15 protein-coding genes are annotated in these 18,151 nt (G+C 48.4%); 5 read left to right on the top strand and 10 right to left on the bottom strand.

From position 1 onward, the window contains the following. Positions 1 to 140: 140 nt before the first annotated feature. The 7 genes from polA to dprA form a co-directional block, all read right to left on the bottom strand. The gene (gene polA / locus B3850_RS03230) at positions 141 to 2,906 is read right to left on the bottom strand and encodes a DNA polymerase I (RefSeq protein WP_286874775.1); all 2,766 of its coding nucleotides are present in this window, start codon (positions 2,904 to 2,906) and stop codon (positions 141 to 143) included. Positions 2,907 to 3,303: 397 nt separating this feature from the next. Next, a complete protein-coding gene (gene aroE / locus B3850_RS03225; RefSeq protein WP_286874773.1) occupies positions 3,304 to 4,146 on the bottom strand; it encodes a shikimate dehydrogenase in 843 nt (280 codons plus the stop codon). Then, a complete protein-coding gene (gene hemF, locus B3850_RS03220) occupies positions 4,143 to 5,060 on the bottom strand; it encodes an oxygen-dependent coproporphyrinogen oxidase (protein ID WP_286874772.1) in 918 nt (305 codons plus the stop codon). Before hemF ends, aroE begins: the two co-directional genes overlap by 4 nt. Next, on the bottom strand, positions 5,053 to 5,613 hold the full coding sequence (locus B3850_RS03215) for an L-threonylcarbamoyladenylate synthase (RefSeq protein WP_286874771.1): 561 nt from the start codon (positions 5,611 to 5,613) through the stop codon (positions 5,053 to 5,055). The genes hemF and B3850_RS03215 overlap by 8 nt, the downstream gene beginning before the upstream one ends. 32 nt (positions 5,614 to 5,645) lie before the next feature. After that, positions 5,646 to 6,158, bottom strand: a complete 513-nt coding sequence (locus tag B3850_RS03210; protein WP_286874770.1) for a DNA topoisomerase family protein — start codon at positions 6,156 to 6,158, stop codon at positions 5,646 to 5,648. Beyond that, entirely contained in the window at positions 6,158 to 6,631 is a 474-nt protein-coding gene (locus B3850_RS03205; RefSeq protein WP_053954114.1) for a DUF494 family protein, read from the bottom strand. Before B3850_RS03205 ends, B3850_RS03210 begins: the two co-directional genes overlap by 1 nt. A 3-nt stretch (positions 6,632 to 6,634) precedes the next feature. Further along, on the bottom strand, positions 6,635 to 7,672 hold the full coding sequence (dprA, locus tag B3850_RS03200) for a DNA-processing protein DprA (RefSeq protein WP_286911378.1): 1,038 nt from the start codon (positions 7,670 to 7,672) through the stop codon (positions 6,635 to 6,637). 63 nt (positions 7,673 to 7,735) lie between these two features. On the opposite strand from dprA, the gene def reads away from it, so the two are divergent. From def to trkA, 4 genes are read left to right on the top strand one after another with little or no spacing between them, the layout of a single operon-like run. Beyond that, positions 7,736 to 8,260, top strand: coding sequence for a peptide deformylase (def, locus tag B3850_RS03195; RefSeq protein ID WP_053954113.1), 525 nt, complete (start codon positions 7,736 to 7,738; stop codon positions 8,258 to 8,260). Then, positions 8,260 to 9,207 (top strand): methionyl-tRNA formyltransferase, encoded by a 948-nt coding sequence (gene fmt / locus B3850_RS03190; protein ID WP_286874766.1) that lies wholly within the window; start codon positions 8,260 to 8,262, stop codon positions 9,205 to 9,207. Before def ends, fmt begins: the two co-directional genes overlap by 1 nt. After that, positions 9,204 to 10,532, top strand: a complete 1,329-nt coding sequence (gene rsmB / locus B3850_RS03185) for a 16S rRNA (cytosine(967)-C(5))-methyltransferase RsmB (RefSeq protein ID WP_286874764.1) — start codon at positions 9,204 to 9,206, stop codon at positions 10,530 to 10,532. Before fmt ends, rsmB begins: the two co-directional genes overlap by 4 nt. Next, complete coding sequence (gene trkA, locus B3850_RS03180) at positions 10,529 to 11,905, top strand: Trk system potassium transporter TrkA (protein ID WP_286911377.1); 1,377 nt, start codon at positions 10,529 to 10,531, stop codon at positions 11,903 to 11,905. The genes rsmB and trkA overlap by 4 nt, the downstream gene beginning before the upstream one ends. On the opposite strand, the gene B3850_RS03175 is transcribed toward trkA, so the two are convergent. Genes B3850_RS03175 through B3850_RS03165 form a run of 3 tightly spaced genes read right to left on the bottom strand, consistent with a single transcriptional unit; the run spans position 11,902 to position 15,899 of the window. Further along, positions 11,902 to 12,528, bottom strand: a complete 627-nt coding sequence (locus B3850_RS03175) for a YigZ family protein (RefSeq protein WP_286874758.1) — start codon at positions 12,526 to 12,528, stop codon at positions 11,902 to 11,904. The genes trkA and B3850_RS03175 overlap by 4 nt on opposite strands. A gap of 2 nt (positions 12,529 to 12,530) precedes the next feature. Next, positions 12,531 to 13,880, bottom strand: a complete 1,350-nt coding sequence (pepQ, locus tag B3850_RS03170) for a Xaa-Pro dipeptidase (protein ID WP_286874756.1) — start codon at positions 13,878 to 13,880, stop codon at positions 12,531 to 12,533. 9 nt (positions 13,881 to 13,889) lie between these two features. Then, positions 13,890 to 15,899 (bottom strand): transglycosylase SLT domain-containing protein, encoded by a 2,010-nt coding sequence (locus B3850_RS03165; RefSeq protein WP_286911376.1) that lies wholly within the window; start codon positions 15,897 to 15,899, stop codon positions 13,890 to 13,892. Positions 15,900 to 15,986: 87 nt separating this feature from the next. Between B3850_RS03165 and fadB the strand changes: the two genes are divergently transcribed. Further along, the gene (gene fadB, locus B3850_RS03160; RefSeq protein ID WP_286911375.1) at positions 15,987 to 18,143 is read left to right on the top strand and encodes a fatty acid oxidation complex subunit alpha FadB; all 2,157 of its coding nucleotides are present in this window, start codon (positions 15,987 to 15,989) and stop codon (positions 18,141 to 18,143) included. Positions 18,144 to 18,151: the final 8 nt, after the last annotated feature.

Genomic DNA, 18,151 nt, shown 5'->3' with positions numbered 1-18,151 from the left:
GCTTCGCTGGGCAAACAAAAAAACCCGGCTCAAGAGAGCCGGGTAAAAAGTAATCCAGGGAGAACAATTTGTTGAGGGTGGATTATTTCCCTCAATTAATCTGACTAGGGTGCTCAAAAAAAGTTCAGTTTTTTTTGAATCTAGTGTGCTTCATCCCAGTTTTTTCCTTTGCCTGCCTCTGCAATTAGAGGCACATCAAGGCGTGCAGCGTTTTCCATAACTGCTGTTAACTCTTTAATATAGTCGTCCAGTTTTGCTTCTTTTATCTCAAAGACCAGTTCATCGTGAACCTGCATTAGCATGCGCACATCGTCCTTGCAGTTATTTGTATCTATCCAGTCCGCCACCTGCAGCATCGCCTTTTTAATAATATCAGCCGCAGTGCCCTGCATTGGTGCGTTGATAGCCGCACGCTCAGCACCTTTTCGACGCGCTCCGTTACTTGCTTTTATGTCCGGCAAAGGCAAACGACGACCAAATAAGGTCTTAACGTTCCCTTGCTCTTTCGCTTGTTTACGCGTGTCTTCCATATACTTCAACACGCCTGGGAAGCGCTCAAAATATTTGTCCATATAATGCTGTGCATCGTTACGAGCAATACCAAGCTGACGCGCCAAACCAAATGCCGACATACCATAAATAAGCCCAAAGTTTACTGCTTTAGCTTGTCGACGCTGCTCATCAGTTACTTCTTCAGGTTTGCATCCAAAGACTTCTGCTGCCGTTGCCCGGTGAATGTCCAGCCCTTCGGCAAACGCATTCAACAGTGACTTGTCCTGCGACAAATGAGCCATAATACGCAGTTCTATTTGACTGTAATCGATAGCCACTATTTTATAGCCATCTTCCGGAACAAACGCCTGGCGAACGCGGCGTCCTTCTGCGGTTCGAATTGGGATATTTTGCAAGTTCGGATCCGTCGATGACAGTCGTCCGGTTGCGGCAACCGCTTGCTGATAAGAAGTGTGCACACGTCCCGTGTCTGGGTTTATCATTTTAGGCAACTTGTCAGTGTAGGTTGATTTCAGCTTAGACAGGCTACGATGCTGCAAAATCACATCCGGCAACGGATAGTCATGCGCCAGCTCGTGCAACACCTCTTCTGCCGTTGACGGGGCACCTTTAGGGGTTTTCTTAATCACCGGCAATTGCAGTTTCTCGAAGAAAATGCGCTGTAACTGCTTGGTCGAGCCTAAATTAAACTCTTCACCGGCAATATCGAACGCCTTTTTCTCAAGCTCAGCCAGTTTTTCGGTAATTTCCTGGCTTTGCTTACCCAGCAAATTAGCGTCAATGCGAACGCCGTATTGCTCCATATCGCACAGCACCGAAATAAGAGGTACTTCGATATCGGTTAAAACACTTTGCAGCTCACTACCGGTTTCTTCGACTTTTTTCCAAAGCACTTCATGCAGGCGTAAGGTTATGTCTGCGTCTTCAGCGGCATAAGGCGCAGCTTTCTCCAATTCAATTTGGTTAAAGGTCAGCTGTTTTGCGCCTTTTCCAGCAATGTCTTCAAAACTTATAGTTTTATGGTTTAGATAATGCAGGCTCAGAGTGTCCATGTCGTGGCGTGACCCGACGCTATTAAACACATAAGACGCCAGCATGGTGTCATTTAAAATACCACCCAGGCGAATGCCATAGCGACGTAAAATATGCGCATCATACTTTAAGTTCTGGCCCACTTTTTTCGGGCTGTCACCTTCTAAAATGGGCTTCAGCTTTTCCAGCAGCCAGTCACGACTGACTTGTTCAGGGGCATCCATGTAGTCATGCCCCACCGGAATATACACCGCTTTACCTGGCTCAGTAGCCAGTGACACCCCTACCAACTCAGCCTGCATATAGTTCAAACTGGTGGTTTCTGTGTCAAAAGCAACAAACTCAGCCGAGGAAAGGCTGTTTAAATAGTCTTCTACGTCTTTTTCCGTTTGCAGAGTTCTATACTTCTCCGAAGATATATCGCTACTGACCTTATCGGAGCTTTCTTCACCCAGTGCTTGGTCTGTTGCAGCGCCTTGCTCCATGAGCTCGCCTAACCAACGGCGAAACTCACATTGACCGTAAAGCTCAGCCAACTTTTCAGAGTCTGCCGGCTGAATATCGAGATCATCCGGGTGCATGGGTAGCTCTACATCTAGCTTTATGGTGGCCAACTCTCGCGACATGAGGAGTTGATCTTTGTACTCACGAAGTTTGTCCGGCATCGACTTAGCACCGCGGAATGACAAAGATGTTACTGCCTCAATGTCCTCGTAAATTTTATCAATACTGGGTATGCCCTGAAGCATCGCTTGCGCGGTCTTTTCGCCCACTTTTGGAAGACCCGGGATATTATCAGAGCTGTCGCCCATAAGCGCCAAGTAATCAATAATTTGCTCAGGCTTAACCCCAAACTTTTTCTCAACACCGTCGGTATCAAGCAAGGTATCAGTCATCGTGTTAATTAGCATGACATGCTCGTTTACCAACTGCGCCATGTCTTTGTCGCCAGTGCTAATTAAGGTGAAACGTCCTTGGTCACCCGCTTGCTGGGCTAATGTGCCAATAACATCGTCGGCTTCGACACCATCAATACAAAGCAGCGGCAGGCCCATGGCTTTTACGATATTGTGCAGCGGCTCTATCTGGCTTCTGAGGTCATCCGGCATTGGCGGTCTGTGAGCTTTATATTCTTCGTAAATATCGCTTCTAAAGGTTTTGCCTTTGGCATCAAAAACCACCGCCATGTGCGACGGCTGATACTTTTTCAAAAGGCTGCGAAGCATGTTTACAACGCCATATATTGCGCCGGTAGGCTCGCCATTCGAGTTGGTTAGATGTGGTGGCGCATGAAAAGCACGAAATAAGTACGATGAACCATCAACAAGAATAAAGGGGTTCTCAGGAACTGTTGCCGACATAGGTTTTGTGTCCGATTAAGCATTTCCTATAGGATGCCACATCTGAGGGTTTCGCACCACTGAACACCCTGTGCATAAGCTGTTGATATATTTGTTGACAACGAGTTTCACCACAGTCAGAAAACAAAGTTTTCCCGTGTCTTTTAAAATAGCTAACTTATTGATATAGAGGGATTTAAAACGGCAGGCACCCTAACATACCTTATTATTTTTATCATTCAAGCTTCGCTGTGGAAACTTGTCGATTTAGGTTTCAGCAAGACTGAAAAACTTTCCCAAACCGGTCAAACAGACTACCACAAAATTCGGGATGATCTACTACCAAAATCCATTTTTTTATATTCTTTTATTCGGTAATTTTTGAGCCTTATAAACCTTTTCGTAAATTGCTTATAAATCAATAGGTTTTAGCTCTTAGCTTAGACATAACAAAGGTCGTATCGGGTCGCTCTCCACCCATCCATAATTGATAAGACGAGGCGGCCTGCTCAATTAACATACCCAAGCCGTCTGCGCGGTTTTTAACGCCAGCCTTTTCTAGTTGCTTAAGAAAATGGGTAGGAGTGTCGCTGTACATTAAGTCATAGCCCCAGGCATTGTCGGCAAAACTCCCCGGCAACGGAATGTCGATATTGTGAAGACTGCTGATGGTGGCGTTTACGACGGCATCAATCTGTTCGTTAATACTGTCGGCATTTGATACAACCTGAATATTTTCAGCACCGTGAACGCTTAAATCGACAAGCAGTTGCTTAAGCACCTGGGCTTTTTCCAACGTTCGGTTAACCAAATACACCTTCGCCGGATTCAAACTCAGTAATGCCGGTAACACGCCGCGAGCCGAGCCGCCCGCACCCAACAAGACAAGTGGGCGCCCACTTACACCAAAACCCTTACTATTTAAGTCTTTAACTAAACCTTCACCGTCGGTGTTGTCTCCAACAACAAAGCCTGAGCCCACTTTTATTAAGGTGTTTACTGCGCCAGCAACCTGGGCTCTATCCGTTAAGGTGTTCGCCAGTTGCGCTGCTTGCTCTTTAAACGGCAAGGTAACATTCGCACCCGAGCCACCGTTTCGAAAAAACTGCGCTACCGCTTTTGGAAAATAAGCCGGCGTTGCAAGCATTCGGTCGTACAAAATACGTTCATCGCGAAGCTCTGCAAACAAACTATGAATAGTTGGTGACACACTGTGGGCCACCGGGTTGCCGAAAACACCTAAACGCACTGGGTTCGTCATTTCTCTGCCAGCCAATCTCGGGGTTGCAAATAATAAGACGTTAGCAGTTCTTCGGGCGAACCCGGCTCAGGGTTCCAGTTATACTCCCAGCGCACCAGAGGAGGCATCGACATTAAAATTGATTCGGTACGGCCACCTGTTTGCAGGCCAAACAAGGTGCCTCTGTCCCAAACCAGGTTAAATTCGACATAACGCCCGCGGCGATACAGCTGGAAATCTCGGTGGTGCTCGGTGTAAGGCGTATCTTTACGGCGCTCAACTATCGGTAAATAAGCCCGGGTAAACGCATCACCCACCGCCTTTATTACCGAAAAGCATTCTTCGAATGGTCGGTCGTTCAAGTCGTCAAAAAAGACACCCCCCACACCGCGCGCCTCATTGCGGTGTTTAAGGAAGAAGTAGTCGTCACACCATTGTTTGTATTCTGGATAAAAGGCTTCATCAACGCGGTCTAACGCCTGTTTCGCGTTTTTATGCCAGCCAACAACGTCTTCTTCAAACGCATAAAACGGAGTTAGGTCAAAGCCACCACCGAACCACCAGACCGGCTCTTCACCTTCTTTTTGTGCAATAAAAAAGCGCACGTTCATATGAACAGTGGGTACGAATGGGTTTTTAGGGTGCAACACCAACGATACGCCGCAGGCATTAAAGTCACGACCTTCAAGCTCCGGCCGATGCGCAGTTGCAGAGGCAGGCATTTTTTCACCATAGACATGCGAGAAACCAACGCCGCCTTGCTCAAAAACAGCGCCGTTTTTTAAAATACGTGAGCGTCCGCCGCCCCCGCCCGGGCGGTCCCAGCTGTCTTCCTGAAACTTTTCTGCACCGTCTGCCTCTTCTAACTGCTGGCAAATACTGTCCTGCAGTGCCATTAAGTAGTCTTTTACTTGCGTTAAATAGCTACTATGCATCGTCTCGAAGCACCTTATTGCTAAATGGGTCGATAATACGAGTCGGGTTCTTAGCGCCGCCGGTTGGGGCATCCATTATCCAGCTGACTTTATCACCAAACTGCTGTTTAACCTCTTCGGCGGTACGTGCCGGCTCTTCGCCAGTTAAGTTGGCACTGGTGGACACCAATGCATGACCAAGCTCACGGCATAACTCTCTTACCGCTTCATGAGCTGACACACGCACAGCAATAGTGTCTCGTCCGCCAGTCAGCAGCCGCGACGTTGTTTTCCTTGCTGGCAGAATAAGCGTCACAGGTCCCGGCCAGTGAGAAAGCACGGAGAACCGTTTATCTTGCGGTATAGCGGTGTCATCGACGTACGGCAGCAATTGGCTGTAGTCAGCGGCAATTAAAATAACGCCTTTTTCTGCAGGGCGCTGTTTCAAGCTGAGTAATCGTTGAATAGCAACTTCGTTGGACGGGTCACAGCCAAGCCCAAAAACGGCTTCCGTTGGGTACGCTATAACCCCGGTTTTTACCGCTTCTTTCGCGGCTTCCCAGTCGTGAGACATAGCACTCTCTCTCGTTAAATCGTTGCGGGGTATTATAGCGTGTCAGATTTATAGTCGCATTGCTTTTGTATACAGACTTTTCGCACACCGGAGGCCGTTTTTCGCTTCACTAACAGTGCAAAACCACACTTGGGGCAAGACTCATCCACGGGAGGCTGATTCACCGTAAATTGGCAGGTTGGATACTGATTGCAAGCGTAGAATACGGTGCCTCGGCGGGAGGTTTTTTGTCGTAGCTGACCTTTTTTACACTCAGGGCATTGAATGGTGTCGTCATTACCCGCATCAGGTTCAGTAACGAATTCGCACGCCGGGAAGTTACTGCACCCGACAAATAACCCATAGCGACCACTTTTCAATTGCAGCTCTTCACCACACTCAGGACAGGGAACGCCTAAGTTTTCCGGCTCTATTTCAGACTGTTCTCTTAAGCCACGCTTGTAGTCGCAGCCTGGGTAGCCAGTACAGCCTAAAAAGCTATTATGGCCAACGTGTTTTATAACTAACGGCCGCTGACAGCGCGGGCAGCGTTCATCAGCGGACATTAATGTAAGGGTCCGTCTGCTTCTTCGAACAGAAGCCCTTCCATTTGATCATAAGCGGCTTCTTGTCCGGGCACATTAAACAACACCATCAAAACAACCCATTTTAGGTCGTCTAATGTAAAGCGGCTTGTTTCCAGCTCCATGACACGATCAATAACCACTTCACGCGTAGCAAAGTCCAACACGCCCAAGTTTTCCAGATACATGATAAAACCACGACACTGGCTGTCCAGACGAGTCATTTCATCGGCCGTATAAATGCGAGTTGCCTGAGTGGCTGATGCATCGATGTAGGATTTGGTTTCTAACTCTTGTAAGTCGGCCAAGCGCTCTAACCACGCTAACGCCTTTTGAATTTCCTGTTCACGGAAACCAGCGCGCGTTAATTCATTGGTCAGCTCGTCGTGATCGACCACCACTTCCATTTCAGAATGGATATAGTTTTCAAATAAATACATGAGGATATCAAACATGATTTAGCGCCTCCCCACTTTGATATAACCGCCTGGTACGGCTGCCACAAGTCCTTCTAATTCGTATAACACTATCTTCTCCATGACTTCAGCAACCTCGAGTCCGGACAATTGTACCATGTCATCAATTGTTCGTGGCTCTGAATTCAGACTAGCGAACAAACGGCAGTTTGCCAAGCTTTGATTCTCTTCGTGCGGTTCGTTGTCATCGACCGAGCCGGTAGCGCTTACCCCAAACCAATCGAGAATATCCTGTGGCGTGTTAATAAGCTTAGCGCCTTGCTGTAATAACCAATGACAGCCCTGGTGTTCCGGCATCAGCACAGAGCCCGGTACCGCCCCCACTTCCCGACCTTCATTAAGACCATGAATAGCCGTCGACAAAGAGCCGCTTTTACGAGCCGCCTCGACCACCACAACAGCCTGACTAATACCACTAATAATACGGTTTCGGCGCGGGAAGTGATCAATTCTGGCAGTCTGTCCCGGCGGAAATTCAGAAATCAGCAGCCCCTGATGAGCGATAAAGTCTTGTAAGGACTTGTTCCTGCGTGGGTAATACTGATCGATTCCTGTCCCGAGCACCGCAATGGTTTTGCCTTTATCGGCCGCAGTTTTGTGCGCCTGGGCGTCAATACCCATTGCCAGACCGCTCACCACAACAATACCAGCAGCCACTAAGTCTTTTGCTATCCAGTCCGTAATTTGCAACCCACTGTGCGATGCTTTTCGGCTGCCGACAACAGCCACTCCGACGCCTTGCAGTAATTCTTTGCGCCCCCGGTAATACAGCAACCACGGCGGATTCTGAATAGACTTTAGCGGCTCAGGATAGTCATCACAAAAATACGAAATGACTCCCTGCCGCTCCGTTTGCGTCCATGTTTTCGCCGCTTTCACCCATTTAGGGTCGACCGGTTTAAACGATTGCCCCCATCGTTCAGATAGCTCGGCAATAGAGGAACATTCCCTTGCCGCTTTCTGTACCTTGTTTGGCGCCTTTGACGCCCCCATTAATAAACATAACTGCTCAGCATCCATGCCCTGTCCTTCACCGGTCAATTTAAGGTAAACTATAGGGTAGATGAAGTTTTGGAGGTTTCTATGGCAAAAATGACAGTTCTTAAATATCCCGACGAACGTTTACGTAAAGTCGCACAACCAATTGCGAAAGTAGACGATTCTATCCGTGCGGTTATCGATGATATGTTCGAAACCATGTACGACGAACAAGGCGTAGGGCTTGCAGCAACGCAAGTAGACGTGCACCAGCGTTTGTTTGTCGCTGACTGCAGTGAAGATCAAAATGAACCACTGGTTTTTATTAATCCGGAAATAACCAAGGCCGAAGGTCATTTTAAAAACGACGAGGGCTGCCTGTCGTTCCCGGGGGTTTACGCCAAAGTTGAGCGGGCCGAAACCATTACTGTTAAAGCGTTGGATAAAAATGGTGAAGAGTTCTCAATGAATGCAGAAGGCTTACTGGCTATTTGTATCCAGCACGAAATTGACCATTTAAACGGCAAGCTGTTTGTAGATTACCTATCGCCATTGAAACGTGAGCGCATTCGCAAGAAGCTTGAAAAAGAGCAGCGTTTAGCAGAGAAGTTTGCTTCGGAAGCCCAATAATGCGCATCGTTTTTGCCGGAACTCCTGACTTTGCGGCACAGCACTTGTCGCATCTTTTAGACACTGACTTTGATATTGTCGGTGTCTATACCCAACCTGACCGTCCTGCCGGGCGCGGGAAAAAATTACAGCCTAGCGCCGTTAAGCAGCTGGCTGAAGCCAATCAATTACCCGTATTTCAGCCCGAGTCGCTGAAAACGGAGGAAGCTCAGCAACAGCTCCAGGCATTAAAACCGGATGTCATGATTGTTGTCGCTTATGGTTTACTGTTGCCACAGGCGATACTCGATATTCCCGCTAAAGGTTGCCTGAATGTTCACGGCTCACTGCTACCAAAATGGCGAGGCGCAGCCCCTATTCAACGAGCGGTATGGGCAGGTGATACAGAGTCAGGTGTTGCTGTTATGCAAATGGAAGCAGGGTTAGATACAGGCCCTGTACTACTGGAAAAGCGCTGCGCAATTGACCCTAACGAAACTTCCGCATCGCTGTATAAGAAGCTGGAAGCGCTTGGCCCACAAGCGTTAGTTGAAACGCTAAGAGACCTAGATGCATATCAGGCGAACGCAACCGTTCAGGATGATACACAGGCCACTTATGCGAAGAAACTCAGCAAAGCAGAAGCGAAAATAGACTGGAATGAGTCTGCTGCTTTTATAGAACGATGTACTCGCGCATTTACTCCCTGGCCTGTCAGTTGGTGCGAGTCTGACCAACTGGGTGAACAGAAAACCATTAAAGTACTTGAAGCTGAAATTGCACAAGGAGCAACCCGGGAGGCTCCCGGAACCATCGTACAAAGCTCCAATGACGGCATTGATGTCGCCACCGGAGACGGTGTTCTAAGAATGACTAAAGCGCAGATGCCGGGCAAGAAACCACAACCCGCTGCTACGCTGATAAACGGTTACGCCAAAGTATTTGCTGAAGGCCTACAGCTATCATGAGTGAGCCTAATAAAACCGAAAGTAAAGGCTCAGGAGCCGCGAGCCGAGCCGCCGCTGCCACTGCGCTTTTTCAGGTGTTGGAAAAAGGTGAGTCTCTATCGACCGCTTTACCCAATGCCACAGCAAAGCTTTCTGCGTCGGATAAACGCTTAGCAAGTGCAATAAGCTATGGTGTATTGCGTGTCCTGCCGACATTAAACAAATTAGTAGGCGCTAAGCTTCAGCAACCCCTTAAAGGTAAGCTTAAAATTCTGCATTATCTGTTGCTGGTCGGTGCTTATCAGCTCTATTGCCAGCGGATAAAAGACCATGCGGCCGTCAGCGCAACGGTTGAAGCGGCCGCTGTATTGAAAAAACGCAATAACAAAGCGCTTATCAACGGAGTGTTGCGCCAGCTATTGCGCGAAGCGCCTGACGCCGATGAAAACTTTGAGCGCTACTTACCTGAAGACAGCACTCACAATCACCCTCGTTGGTTGGTACAACAGCTTGAAAGTGACCACGGCGACAAAGCGACATCCATTCTCAGGGAAAATAACCAGCACCCTCCGATGTGGCTTCGCGTTAACGAGCGCCAATTCTCCCGCGATGACTATATGGCGCAACTGAAAAGCCAGGGTATCGATGCGGTGCCAGACACGGAAGCACGTAACGCGATTAAGTTGCTAACGCCATGTCCAGTCGATAAGTTGCCTCAATTTCATGACGGCGCTGTGTCGGTGCAAGATCGCTCGGCACAGCTGGCCGCTGACTATCTTAATGTGGATAGCAGACACCGAGTGCTCGACTGTTGTGCAGCGCCGGGCGGTAAATTGTTACACCTGTTGGAAAGACACGCTTTCGATTACCCCGTTCAAGCGGTTGAACTCGATGCAAACCGAATAGAACGCATTAAAGAGAACTTAACGCGTCAGCAGCTCTTCGCAGAGGTTCATTGCGCAGACGCAGCAGATACCTCTGCCTGGTGGGACGGCAAGTCCTTTGACCGTATATTATTAGACGCCCCCTGCTCGGCGACCGGCGTTATTCGTCGTCACCCCGATATCAAATGGTTGCGCCGCCAGAGCGACATAAGCGAGCTTGCAGAGCTTCAGGGCAAAATATTGAGGGCGTTATGGGAAACATTAGCGCCTGGCGGCGAACTTCTGTACGCGACGTGCTCTATATTACGAGATGAAAACCAAACGCAGGTTGAGGCTTTCCTAAAACAGCACAGCGATGCTACTCTCATACCCATAGAGGCGAATCGGGACATGTTGCAAATTTTACCCGGTGAAGCTGACGGCGACGGATTCTTTTACGCGAGACTCAAAAAAGCACAATGAAAATTATCATACTTGGGGTTGGTCAGGTTGGAGGCACGCTTGCTGAGAACTTAGTTGGCGAGCGCAACGATATTACCATTGTCGACACAAATGCCGATTTGCTAGACGACTTGCAGGACAAATATGATCTGCGTGTGGTAGCAGGCAACGGTGCTCACCCCGACGTTTTAAGACGAGCGGGGGCAGACGACGCCGACCTGCTTATTGCTGTAACCAGCAGCGATGAGACCAACATGATTGCCTGCCAGGTCGCCTACTCCATTTTTAATACGCCGAAGAAAATAGCGCGGATTCGCTCAGAAGAATACATTCGCTACAAAGATCAGCTGTTTCACAACCAGGATGCGCCGGTCGATAACATCATTTCACCCGAGCAGCTCGTTACCAATTACATTAAGCGACTTATTGACTACCCCGGCGCTTTACAGGTTATGGAGTTTGCCGGTGGCCGTGCGTCTCTCGTTGCCGTAAAAGCCTATTATGGCGGTAAGCTGGTGGGGCATGCTATTTCCACCTTGCGCGAGCACATCCCCAATATCGACACCCGTGTCGCAGCCATTTACCGTCAAGGTAAGCCTATTCGCCCCACCGGAACAACGGTTATTGAAGCCGACGATGAAATATTCTTCATAGCGGATACCCGACACATTAGTACAGTCATGCAAGAGCTGCAAAAGCTTGAAGACAAGTATCGCCGAATTATGATTGTTGGCGGCGGTAATATCGGCGCAGGTTTGGCTAAGCAGCTTGAGGGCGACCACCGGGTTAAGCTGATTGAACGCTCGGAAGCGCGAGCTGAGGAGTTGTCGCAGCGCCTGGAGTACACCCTAATTTTCCGTGGTGATGCGTCCGACCAAAAGCTATTAGAAGAAGAACACGTTGAAGACATTGATGTTTTCATTGCCGTCACCAACGACGATGAAGCGAATATCATGTCGGCTATGCTGGCTAAACGTATGGGCGCTCGCAAAACCATGGTGCTTATTCAACGCAGCGCTTATGTCGACTTAGTGCAAGGCGGAGAAATTGATATTGCCATTTCGCCGCAACGAGCAACCGTATCAGCATTACTGACCCACGTCCGTCGAGGCGATATTGTTAACGTTTACTCTCTGCGAAAAGGTGCTGCGGAAGCTATTGAAGCCATCGCGCACGGCGACGAAGACACCTCAAAAGTAGTTGGTAAGGCCATTAAAGACATCAAATTACCACCGGGTACGACCATTGGCGCAATTGTACGTGGTAACGAGGTGCTTATGGCACACAGTGAAACCATCATTCATTCGGACGACCACGTTATTCTGTTCTTACTGGATAAGAAGTACATTGATCAGGTTGAGCGAGTTTTCCAACCCAGTGCAATGTTCTTTTAATCGATGGGTTCATAAGGCCGCAGTTGCACACGCCCTTGTGTGGCGGCCTTTAGTTTTTCCTGTAGTTCACCCACTTTAGACGGCTCTATTCGAACTTCCTGCTTAATAATATTGCTATATTCAGACTCAGAAACTTCAGCATCATAACGCTCAAGAAGCGGCTCCACAGCTCCTTGGTCGGTATAGTCAAAATTGATTGAAAAAAGCGTTTTGAATATCAGCATTTCAGAAGCCAAGTTAGGCAAAGCTTCAAGTACCGCATCTTTATAGGCTCGCTGAAGACCGCCTGTGCCTAACTTCGTTCCCCCAAAGTATCGAACAACCACAGCAGTTACCTGTCCTATACCGACGTCTGACAGAGCCATCAACATAGGCCGGCCAGCCGTTCCTGACGGCTCGCCGTCATCGCTGTACGCATAGCCATGACTGTCCTCGGGGTGACCAAACACTGACGCGGTACAATAGTGACTCGCTTTTGGGTAGCGTCTTTTAATTGCCTCTTTAAAGTCCAGTGCTTCTTCTTGTGTTTTTGCCGGACTTAAACAGGCAATAAAGCGACTGCCTTTCACCTCAATTTCTGCTTCAGCGCCCTCTATGACGATTAAATAATTCTCACCGGACAACGTCAGTTCACCTTAAATTTAAAGTCTTTCAGTTCTGTTCGGCGCGTTAAGTTATCATTTTTTTCACGGTACACCACAATGTTATCTTCAATTCGAACGCCACCGAACGGGCGAAACTCGTCGACACGCTTCCAGTTAATCAGGTGTTTTTTATTCGACGACGCCAGCTTATTCAGCAAAGGTTCAATAAAGTAGATGCCGGGCTCTATGGTATAAACCTGCCTTGCTTCTACCATTCGAGTTGTTCGCAGCGTGAGTTGACCTTGAGGTGACGGAATGGGAGTACCCCGCTCATCAGCCTGTGCCGCGCCAACATCATGGACTTGTAAACCAAGTGGATGCCCTAAGCCATGCGGGAAAAAGACCGTTGTAATACCCTCTTCAATCATTTGCTCAGGACTACAACGAACAAAGCCAAACGCAAACAACAAGTTGGCTATTTGTTCGTGAGCAAGCTTGTGCAAGTCAGGGAAACTGACACCAGGCTTCAACTTATCAATCAGCGCCAACGTAATCTGATCGACAGCCACAATGAGCTCTTCGTATTCGTTATGTTCGTACGACCAAGTCCGCGAAATGTCTGCTGCGTATCCGCAAACCTCCGCGCCAGCATCAACAAGCATTGAGCGCAACGGTGTTTTATTTGCAGTAGCAAGCTGCCAGTGATGCAGCACACTGGCATTTTCATTCTGACCAATAATGTGGCTGTATGGCACCTCGTTCTGGCCTTGCTTAGTTTCTGACATATAGCTCAGTAAGCACTCAAATTCAGAAGCGCCCTCAGCAAAAGCCTCAGCTGCCGCTATGTGCCCCCGTGCGGCGAGTTCATTCGCTTCTTCTAAGCAGGCAAGTTCGTAATCGGTTTTAAATAACCGGTGATAATGGAAAAAGTGTAATACCGGGTCTGGATTGATATTGTCAAAACCTAAAGCTTTAGCCACCTCGATATGCTCACCAATATAAGCGGCGTGCTTTTTGTCATAAGGTAACAGCGTTTCTATAGCTTCAGGTGTTTTTAAATGTTCCACGTGGAACGCCGCGGTCCAATCTTCAGACTCAACCGATTTAACGGTATGCCAAAAATCATCAGCTGCCAGCAAAACCAAGGTCGGCTTTGTTTTTGGTTGAACGATAATCCAGGCGTTCGGTAATTGCGTTTCTGGACACCATGCTTTGAAGTGAGGGTTAGCTCTAAACGGGTAATTCATGTCATCCAGAAACCAGCGCTTTTGCTGACCTGAATGAATCGCGAGTAACTCTAAATTCTCTCTTTCTAACAAGCGCTCTGCACGCTTTTGCAATTCATCAATGTGGCTTTGAAACAACCGCCATAAACCGGCCGATGTGGTCATAAAGTCGTCCTATTCTGAACCAACAATTTTCATGTCTATCACGTCTTCAAATAAATTATCTTCTTTACCACCCAACATCCGATAAATCTGCTGATAACTTAATACCGCTTTAACGTAATCTCTTGTTTCATAATAGGGTATTGTTTCAATCCATGCATCTGCTTCCATAGGCTCTTCCGGCAACCACTCTTTCACCCGGTAGTAGCCCGCGTTATAGCTCGCCGTTGCCAGTAACCAATTGTTTTCGAAACGATGCTTTAAACGGCCTAAATAATAAGTGCCCAAACGCACATTAACTGAAGGGTTATTCAGGCGTCGCCAATTGCCCTTTCCATCAAGCTTTTTAGCGGTACTTGGCAGTATTTGCATAAGCCCCCGCGCGCCCGCACTTGAATAGGCATCGTGTCGAAACGCACTTTCTCGCCGGGTTATTGCCAAAGCCCATTCTTCATCGATTCCTGCAGCCTGAGATGCACGACTTAAAATATCCTGGTAGGCCAATGGAAACCGAATACCCACTGCGTCAAAATGACCGATTTGTGCGAGTGTCCAAATGGCTTGATCGTGCCACCCCCACTCACTTGCCAAATACGCAGCAACTTTTTGCTCTTCACCGTCGAGTTGGGTCAGTAGATGGTTCCATTCTCTGCGAGCATCCACCCAGCGTTCGAGCTGAATAAACTCGTAAGCCCGCTGGACACTGGGATGACTGCGTACCTGCTCTAACTGAAGTACGCTTACTTCCAGCTTTTCCTGCTCGAGGCTAATAGGCTTTTGCAATCGCGCGGCCGCTAAAAAGCCATAATAATGACGCTCGTCTGATAAGTCCTCATAAAGCTCCTGCGCTACAAGCTCATTCCCAAGCTTTTCCTCACTACGCGCCAGCCAATAACGCCACTGGTTCCCTTGCTTTATGGCGATAGGCAACGCGTTGATAACCGTTCTTAGCCCTTCAAAATCATTATCCTTTAAATGCACCGCTAACCGCCACTGCAACACCCTTTCATTCAATGCTTCAGGTGGTACTCGCGAATGCCAAATTCTTGCTTCAGGGTGGTCATCTAAACTCAGCGCCACCGCAAATTCTTCAGCTATCTCAGCGAGTTGCTCATCATTAAAAGAGAGGCTGTCTTTCAGTTTTTTATAAGTCCTTAGAGCGATACTTTCATCTCGCCAAACCAACTTTTTCAAACCAAAGGTCGCAATTTCGGCCTCTTTATTGGGGTAACGGCCTTTAAACCAACTGCCATTCTCTAACGCAGCCGGCGAGTAACGCACCTTATGATAAAACTCGCCAAGATACTGCTGCAGTTCCGGAAGCAGGCCCGTCAGGTAGGGAACAAGCGTCGCATTACCACTGGTGGCAGCCAATCTCAGGCGCTTCCAGACCAACTCGTCTGTGCGCCCGCCTAATTCAGTCCATTCTTTTAATATTGGGTCGCAGGCTTGAGGCAGAGAGAAGCCATGTTGCCAAATAGCATCGACCTGTCGCTTGAAGGGGCCGTCTTCTAAGCCCTGTTTACGGCGTGCATGAATAAACTGGCAGCGATGAGTGAGGGTTCCGGGGTGTCTAAAGTCGCGAATGAAACGTTTGTGCTCGTCTTCGCCAGCCAGATAACTTAACCAGGGTTGGCGCAGCTGCCAATCCAATGGCGTGCCTTCATAATCTTCAAGGAACTTTAACACTCTGTCTTCGTTGGCTAAATACCCCACCTGCTCCAGACGAGCAAGCTCCAGATAAGGTTTTAAAGGGTAGCCTTCGAGCTCTTTGAGTAACTGCCGGTACTCATTTAAACGCCCTCTTTTGGCGGCGTACTCTGCCTTTTTAAAGAGTTCTCTTTGCTGCTCTCGCTGCTCTGACCCCATCACTTCGGTAACCGCCGGCCCTGCATGCGAAAGCCCGCCTATAGCAACTGCGCAAGCGAAAATAAAAGGACGACTGTAACGTAGGATAAACGACTGCTTGTTCATTAATTCAAACGCATGTTTAAATAACCGTTGAAAAATTAGCGTATTCACGCCAAACTCTCTCTACCTTAACCCAAAGCTATAACAGAATCAGTTTCTTTACAGCAACAAATTAATGGAAGTCGTGGGAGACCCAAGATGATCTATCAAGGTGAAAGCATTCGGGTCGATTTTATCGAACCAGGTTTCGCAGAATTACAATTTGATGCGAAAGGCTCGGTTAATAAATTCGACCAGGCAACATTAGAAGAATTCAGCGAAGCGCTGACTAAACTTAAAGATACAGATGACCTGCGTGGCGTCATTGTCACCAGTAGCAAGTCGACCTTTATTGTCGGTGCAGACATTACAGAGTTCCTGACACTCTTCTCTGATCAGGAAAAGACCCGTAGCTGGGTTGCAAAAGCATCGCGCGTATTTGACCAACTGGAAGACCTGCCAGTACCAACCGTTGGTGCGGTTAAAGGTTTCGCATTAGGCGGTGGTTGTGAAGCACTATTAGCCTGTGATTACCGTGTAGCGGACACCACAGCGACTATCGGTCTACCAGAAGTGAAACTGGGTCTTATCCCGGGCTTTGGCGGTACTATGCGTTTACCTCGCGTTATTGGTCCTGATAACGCTTTAGAGTGGATCACCACAGGTAAAAACAACAAAGCAGAAGACGCGCTTAAAGTTGGCGCAATTGATGCGATTGTTGAGCCAGAGAACCTGACAAAAGCGGCGTTGAATTTAGCGAAAGCTGCCGCTGCCGGCGAACAAGATTGGAAAGCGAAACGTCAGCCTAAGTTAGAGCCGCTGAAAGCTAACGACACTGAGTTAATGATGACTCTGGTTACCGCTAAAGGTTTAATTGCAGCCAAAGCTGGTAAACACTACCCGGCACCGCACAAGGCGTTAGAAGCTATTGAAAACGGCGCCCGCGAACATCGCGAAGGCGCATTGAAAGCGGAAAACAACGCATTTTTCGATTTGACTCAAACTGACGCATGCCAGGCACAAGTTGGTATCTTCCTGGCCGATCAGGCCGTTAAAGGTAAGTCGAAGAAGTACGCTAAAGCCGCAACCAAAGAAATCAAAACAGCGGGTGTTTTAGGCGCTGGTATTATGGGCGGCGGCATCGCTTACCAGTCTGCGTCCAAAGGCGTACCTGCGGTGATGAAAGACATCAAGCAAGACGCTTTAGACCTGGGCATGAAAGAAGCCGGCAAGATCCTGAAAAAAGGCGTTGAGCGTGGCAAGGTTAGCAACGAGAAGATGATAAAAGTCTTGTCGTCTATTACCCCGACCTTGCTGAACGATTCCGTTAAAGATGTCGACATTGTGGTTGAAGCCGTTGTTGAGAACCCAAAAGTTAAAGGCTCAGTGCTGGCTGAAATTGAAGGCGTTATCGGTGACGACGCTATTTTAACGTCAAACACCTCAACCATTTCGATTACTGAATTAGCGAAGAACCTGAAGCGCCCTGAAAAATTCTGCGGCATGCACTTCTTTAACCCGGTACATAAGATGCCGCTGGTTGAGATTATTCGTGGTGAGAAAACCTCAGACGAAACGGTTAACGCTGTTGTAGCGTACGCACTGAAACTCGGCAAAACCCCTATCGTTGTTAACGACTGCCCTGGGTTCTTGGTAAACCGTGTACTCTTCCCTTACCTGGCAGGCTTTGCCGGTATGGTTGATGAAGGCGTAGACTTTGTTGGTATCGACAAGGTTATGGAGAAGCAGTTCGGCTGGCCTATGGGTCCTGCGTACTTGAGTGACGTTGTCGGCATCGACACGGCTGATCACTGTACGGTCGTTATGGAAGACGGGTTCCCTACCCGCATGAAACGTGACACCTCAAGCGCTATTGCCAAACTGGCAGCTGCTGAGCGTTACGGTCAGAAAAACGGTAAAGGATTCTACGTATACGGCACCGACAAAAAAGGTAAGCCAACCAAAGAGGCTGATCCGGCGACTTATGAGTTACTAGGCTGTGAGCAAGGTAAAAAGCTTGATGCAGACGAAGTGATTGCTCGCTGCATGATCCCAATGGTGAACGAAGTGGTTCGCTGCCTGGAAGAAGACATCGTGGGCTCTGCGGCAGAAGCTGACATGGCACTGCTTTACGGTTTAGGTTTCCCTCCATTCCGTGGCGGCCCGTTCCGTTACCTGGAAACTGTAGGTATCGACAACTTTATTCAACTGGCAGACAAATACGCGCACCTGGGTGAAATTTACCAAGTAACTGGCGGTATGCGCGAAATGGCTAAAGCCGGTAAATCTTACTTTGACACAACCAGCGCGAAGTAAGGCTTGAG

It is taken from the genome of Idiomarina sp. UBA4520 (assembly GCF_002388365.1).
Lineage (GTDB): Bacteria > Pseudomonadota > Gammaproteobacteria > Enterobacterales > Alteromonadaceae > Idiomarina > Idiomarina zobellii.
The sequence above is the reverse complement of the archived record's forward strand: the minus strand, read 5'-3'. Positions and strand labels throughout refer to the sequence as shown.

Excerpts from the sequence above, each read along its gene's own strand:
- polA (WP_286874775.1), bottom strand. The coding sequence starts at position 2,906 with ATGTCGGCAACAGTTCCTGAGAACCCCTTTATTCTTGTTGATGGTTCA.
- aroE (WP_286874773.1), bottom strand. The coding sequence starts at position 4,146 with ATGACGAACCCAGTGCGTTTAGGTGTTTTCGGCAACCCGGTGGCCCAC.
- hemF (WP_286874772.1), bottom strand. The coding sequence starts at position 5,060 with ATGCATAGTAGCTATTTAACGCAAGTAAAAGACTACTTAATGGCACTG.
- B3850_RS03215 (WP_286874771.1), bottom strand. The coding sequence starts at position 5,613 with ATGTCTCACGACTGGGAAGCCGCGAAAGAAGCGGTAAAAACCGGGGTT.
- B3850_RS03210 (WP_286874770.1), bottom strand. The coding sequence starts at position 6,158 with ATGTCCGCTGATGAACGCTGCCCGCGCTGTCAGCGGCCGTTAGTTATA.
- B3850_RS03205 (WP_053954114.1), bottom strand. The coding sequence starts at position 6,631 with ATGTTTGATATCCTCATGTATTTATTTGAAAACTATATCCATTCTGAA.
- dprA (WP_286911378.1), bottom strand. The coding sequence starts at position 7,672 with ATGGATGCTGAGCAGTTATGTTTATTAATGGGGGCGTCAAAGGCGCCA.
- def (WP_053954113.1), top strand. The coding sequence starts at position 7,736 with ATGGCAAAAATGACAGTTCTTAAATATCCCGACGAACGTTTACGTAAA.
- fmt (WP_286874766.1), top strand. The coding sequence starts at position 8,260 with ATGCGCATCGTTTTTGCCGGAACTCCTGACTTTGCGGCACAGCACTTG.
- rsmB (WP_286874764.1), top strand. The coding sequence starts at position 9,204 with ATGAGTGAGCCTAATAAAACCGAAAGTAAAGGCTCAGGAGCCGCGAGC.
- trkA (WP_286911377.1), top strand. The coding sequence starts at position 10,529 with ATGAAAATTATCATACTTGGGGTTGGTCAGGTTGGAGGCACGCTTGCT.
- pepQ (WP_286874756.1), bottom strand. The coding sequence starts at position 13,880 with ATGACCACATCGGCCGGTTTATGGCGGTTGTTTCAAAGCCACATTGAT.
- fadB (WP_286911375.1), top strand. The coding sequence starts at position 15,987 with ATGATCTATCAAGGTGAAAGCATTCGGGTCGATTTTATCGAACCAGGT.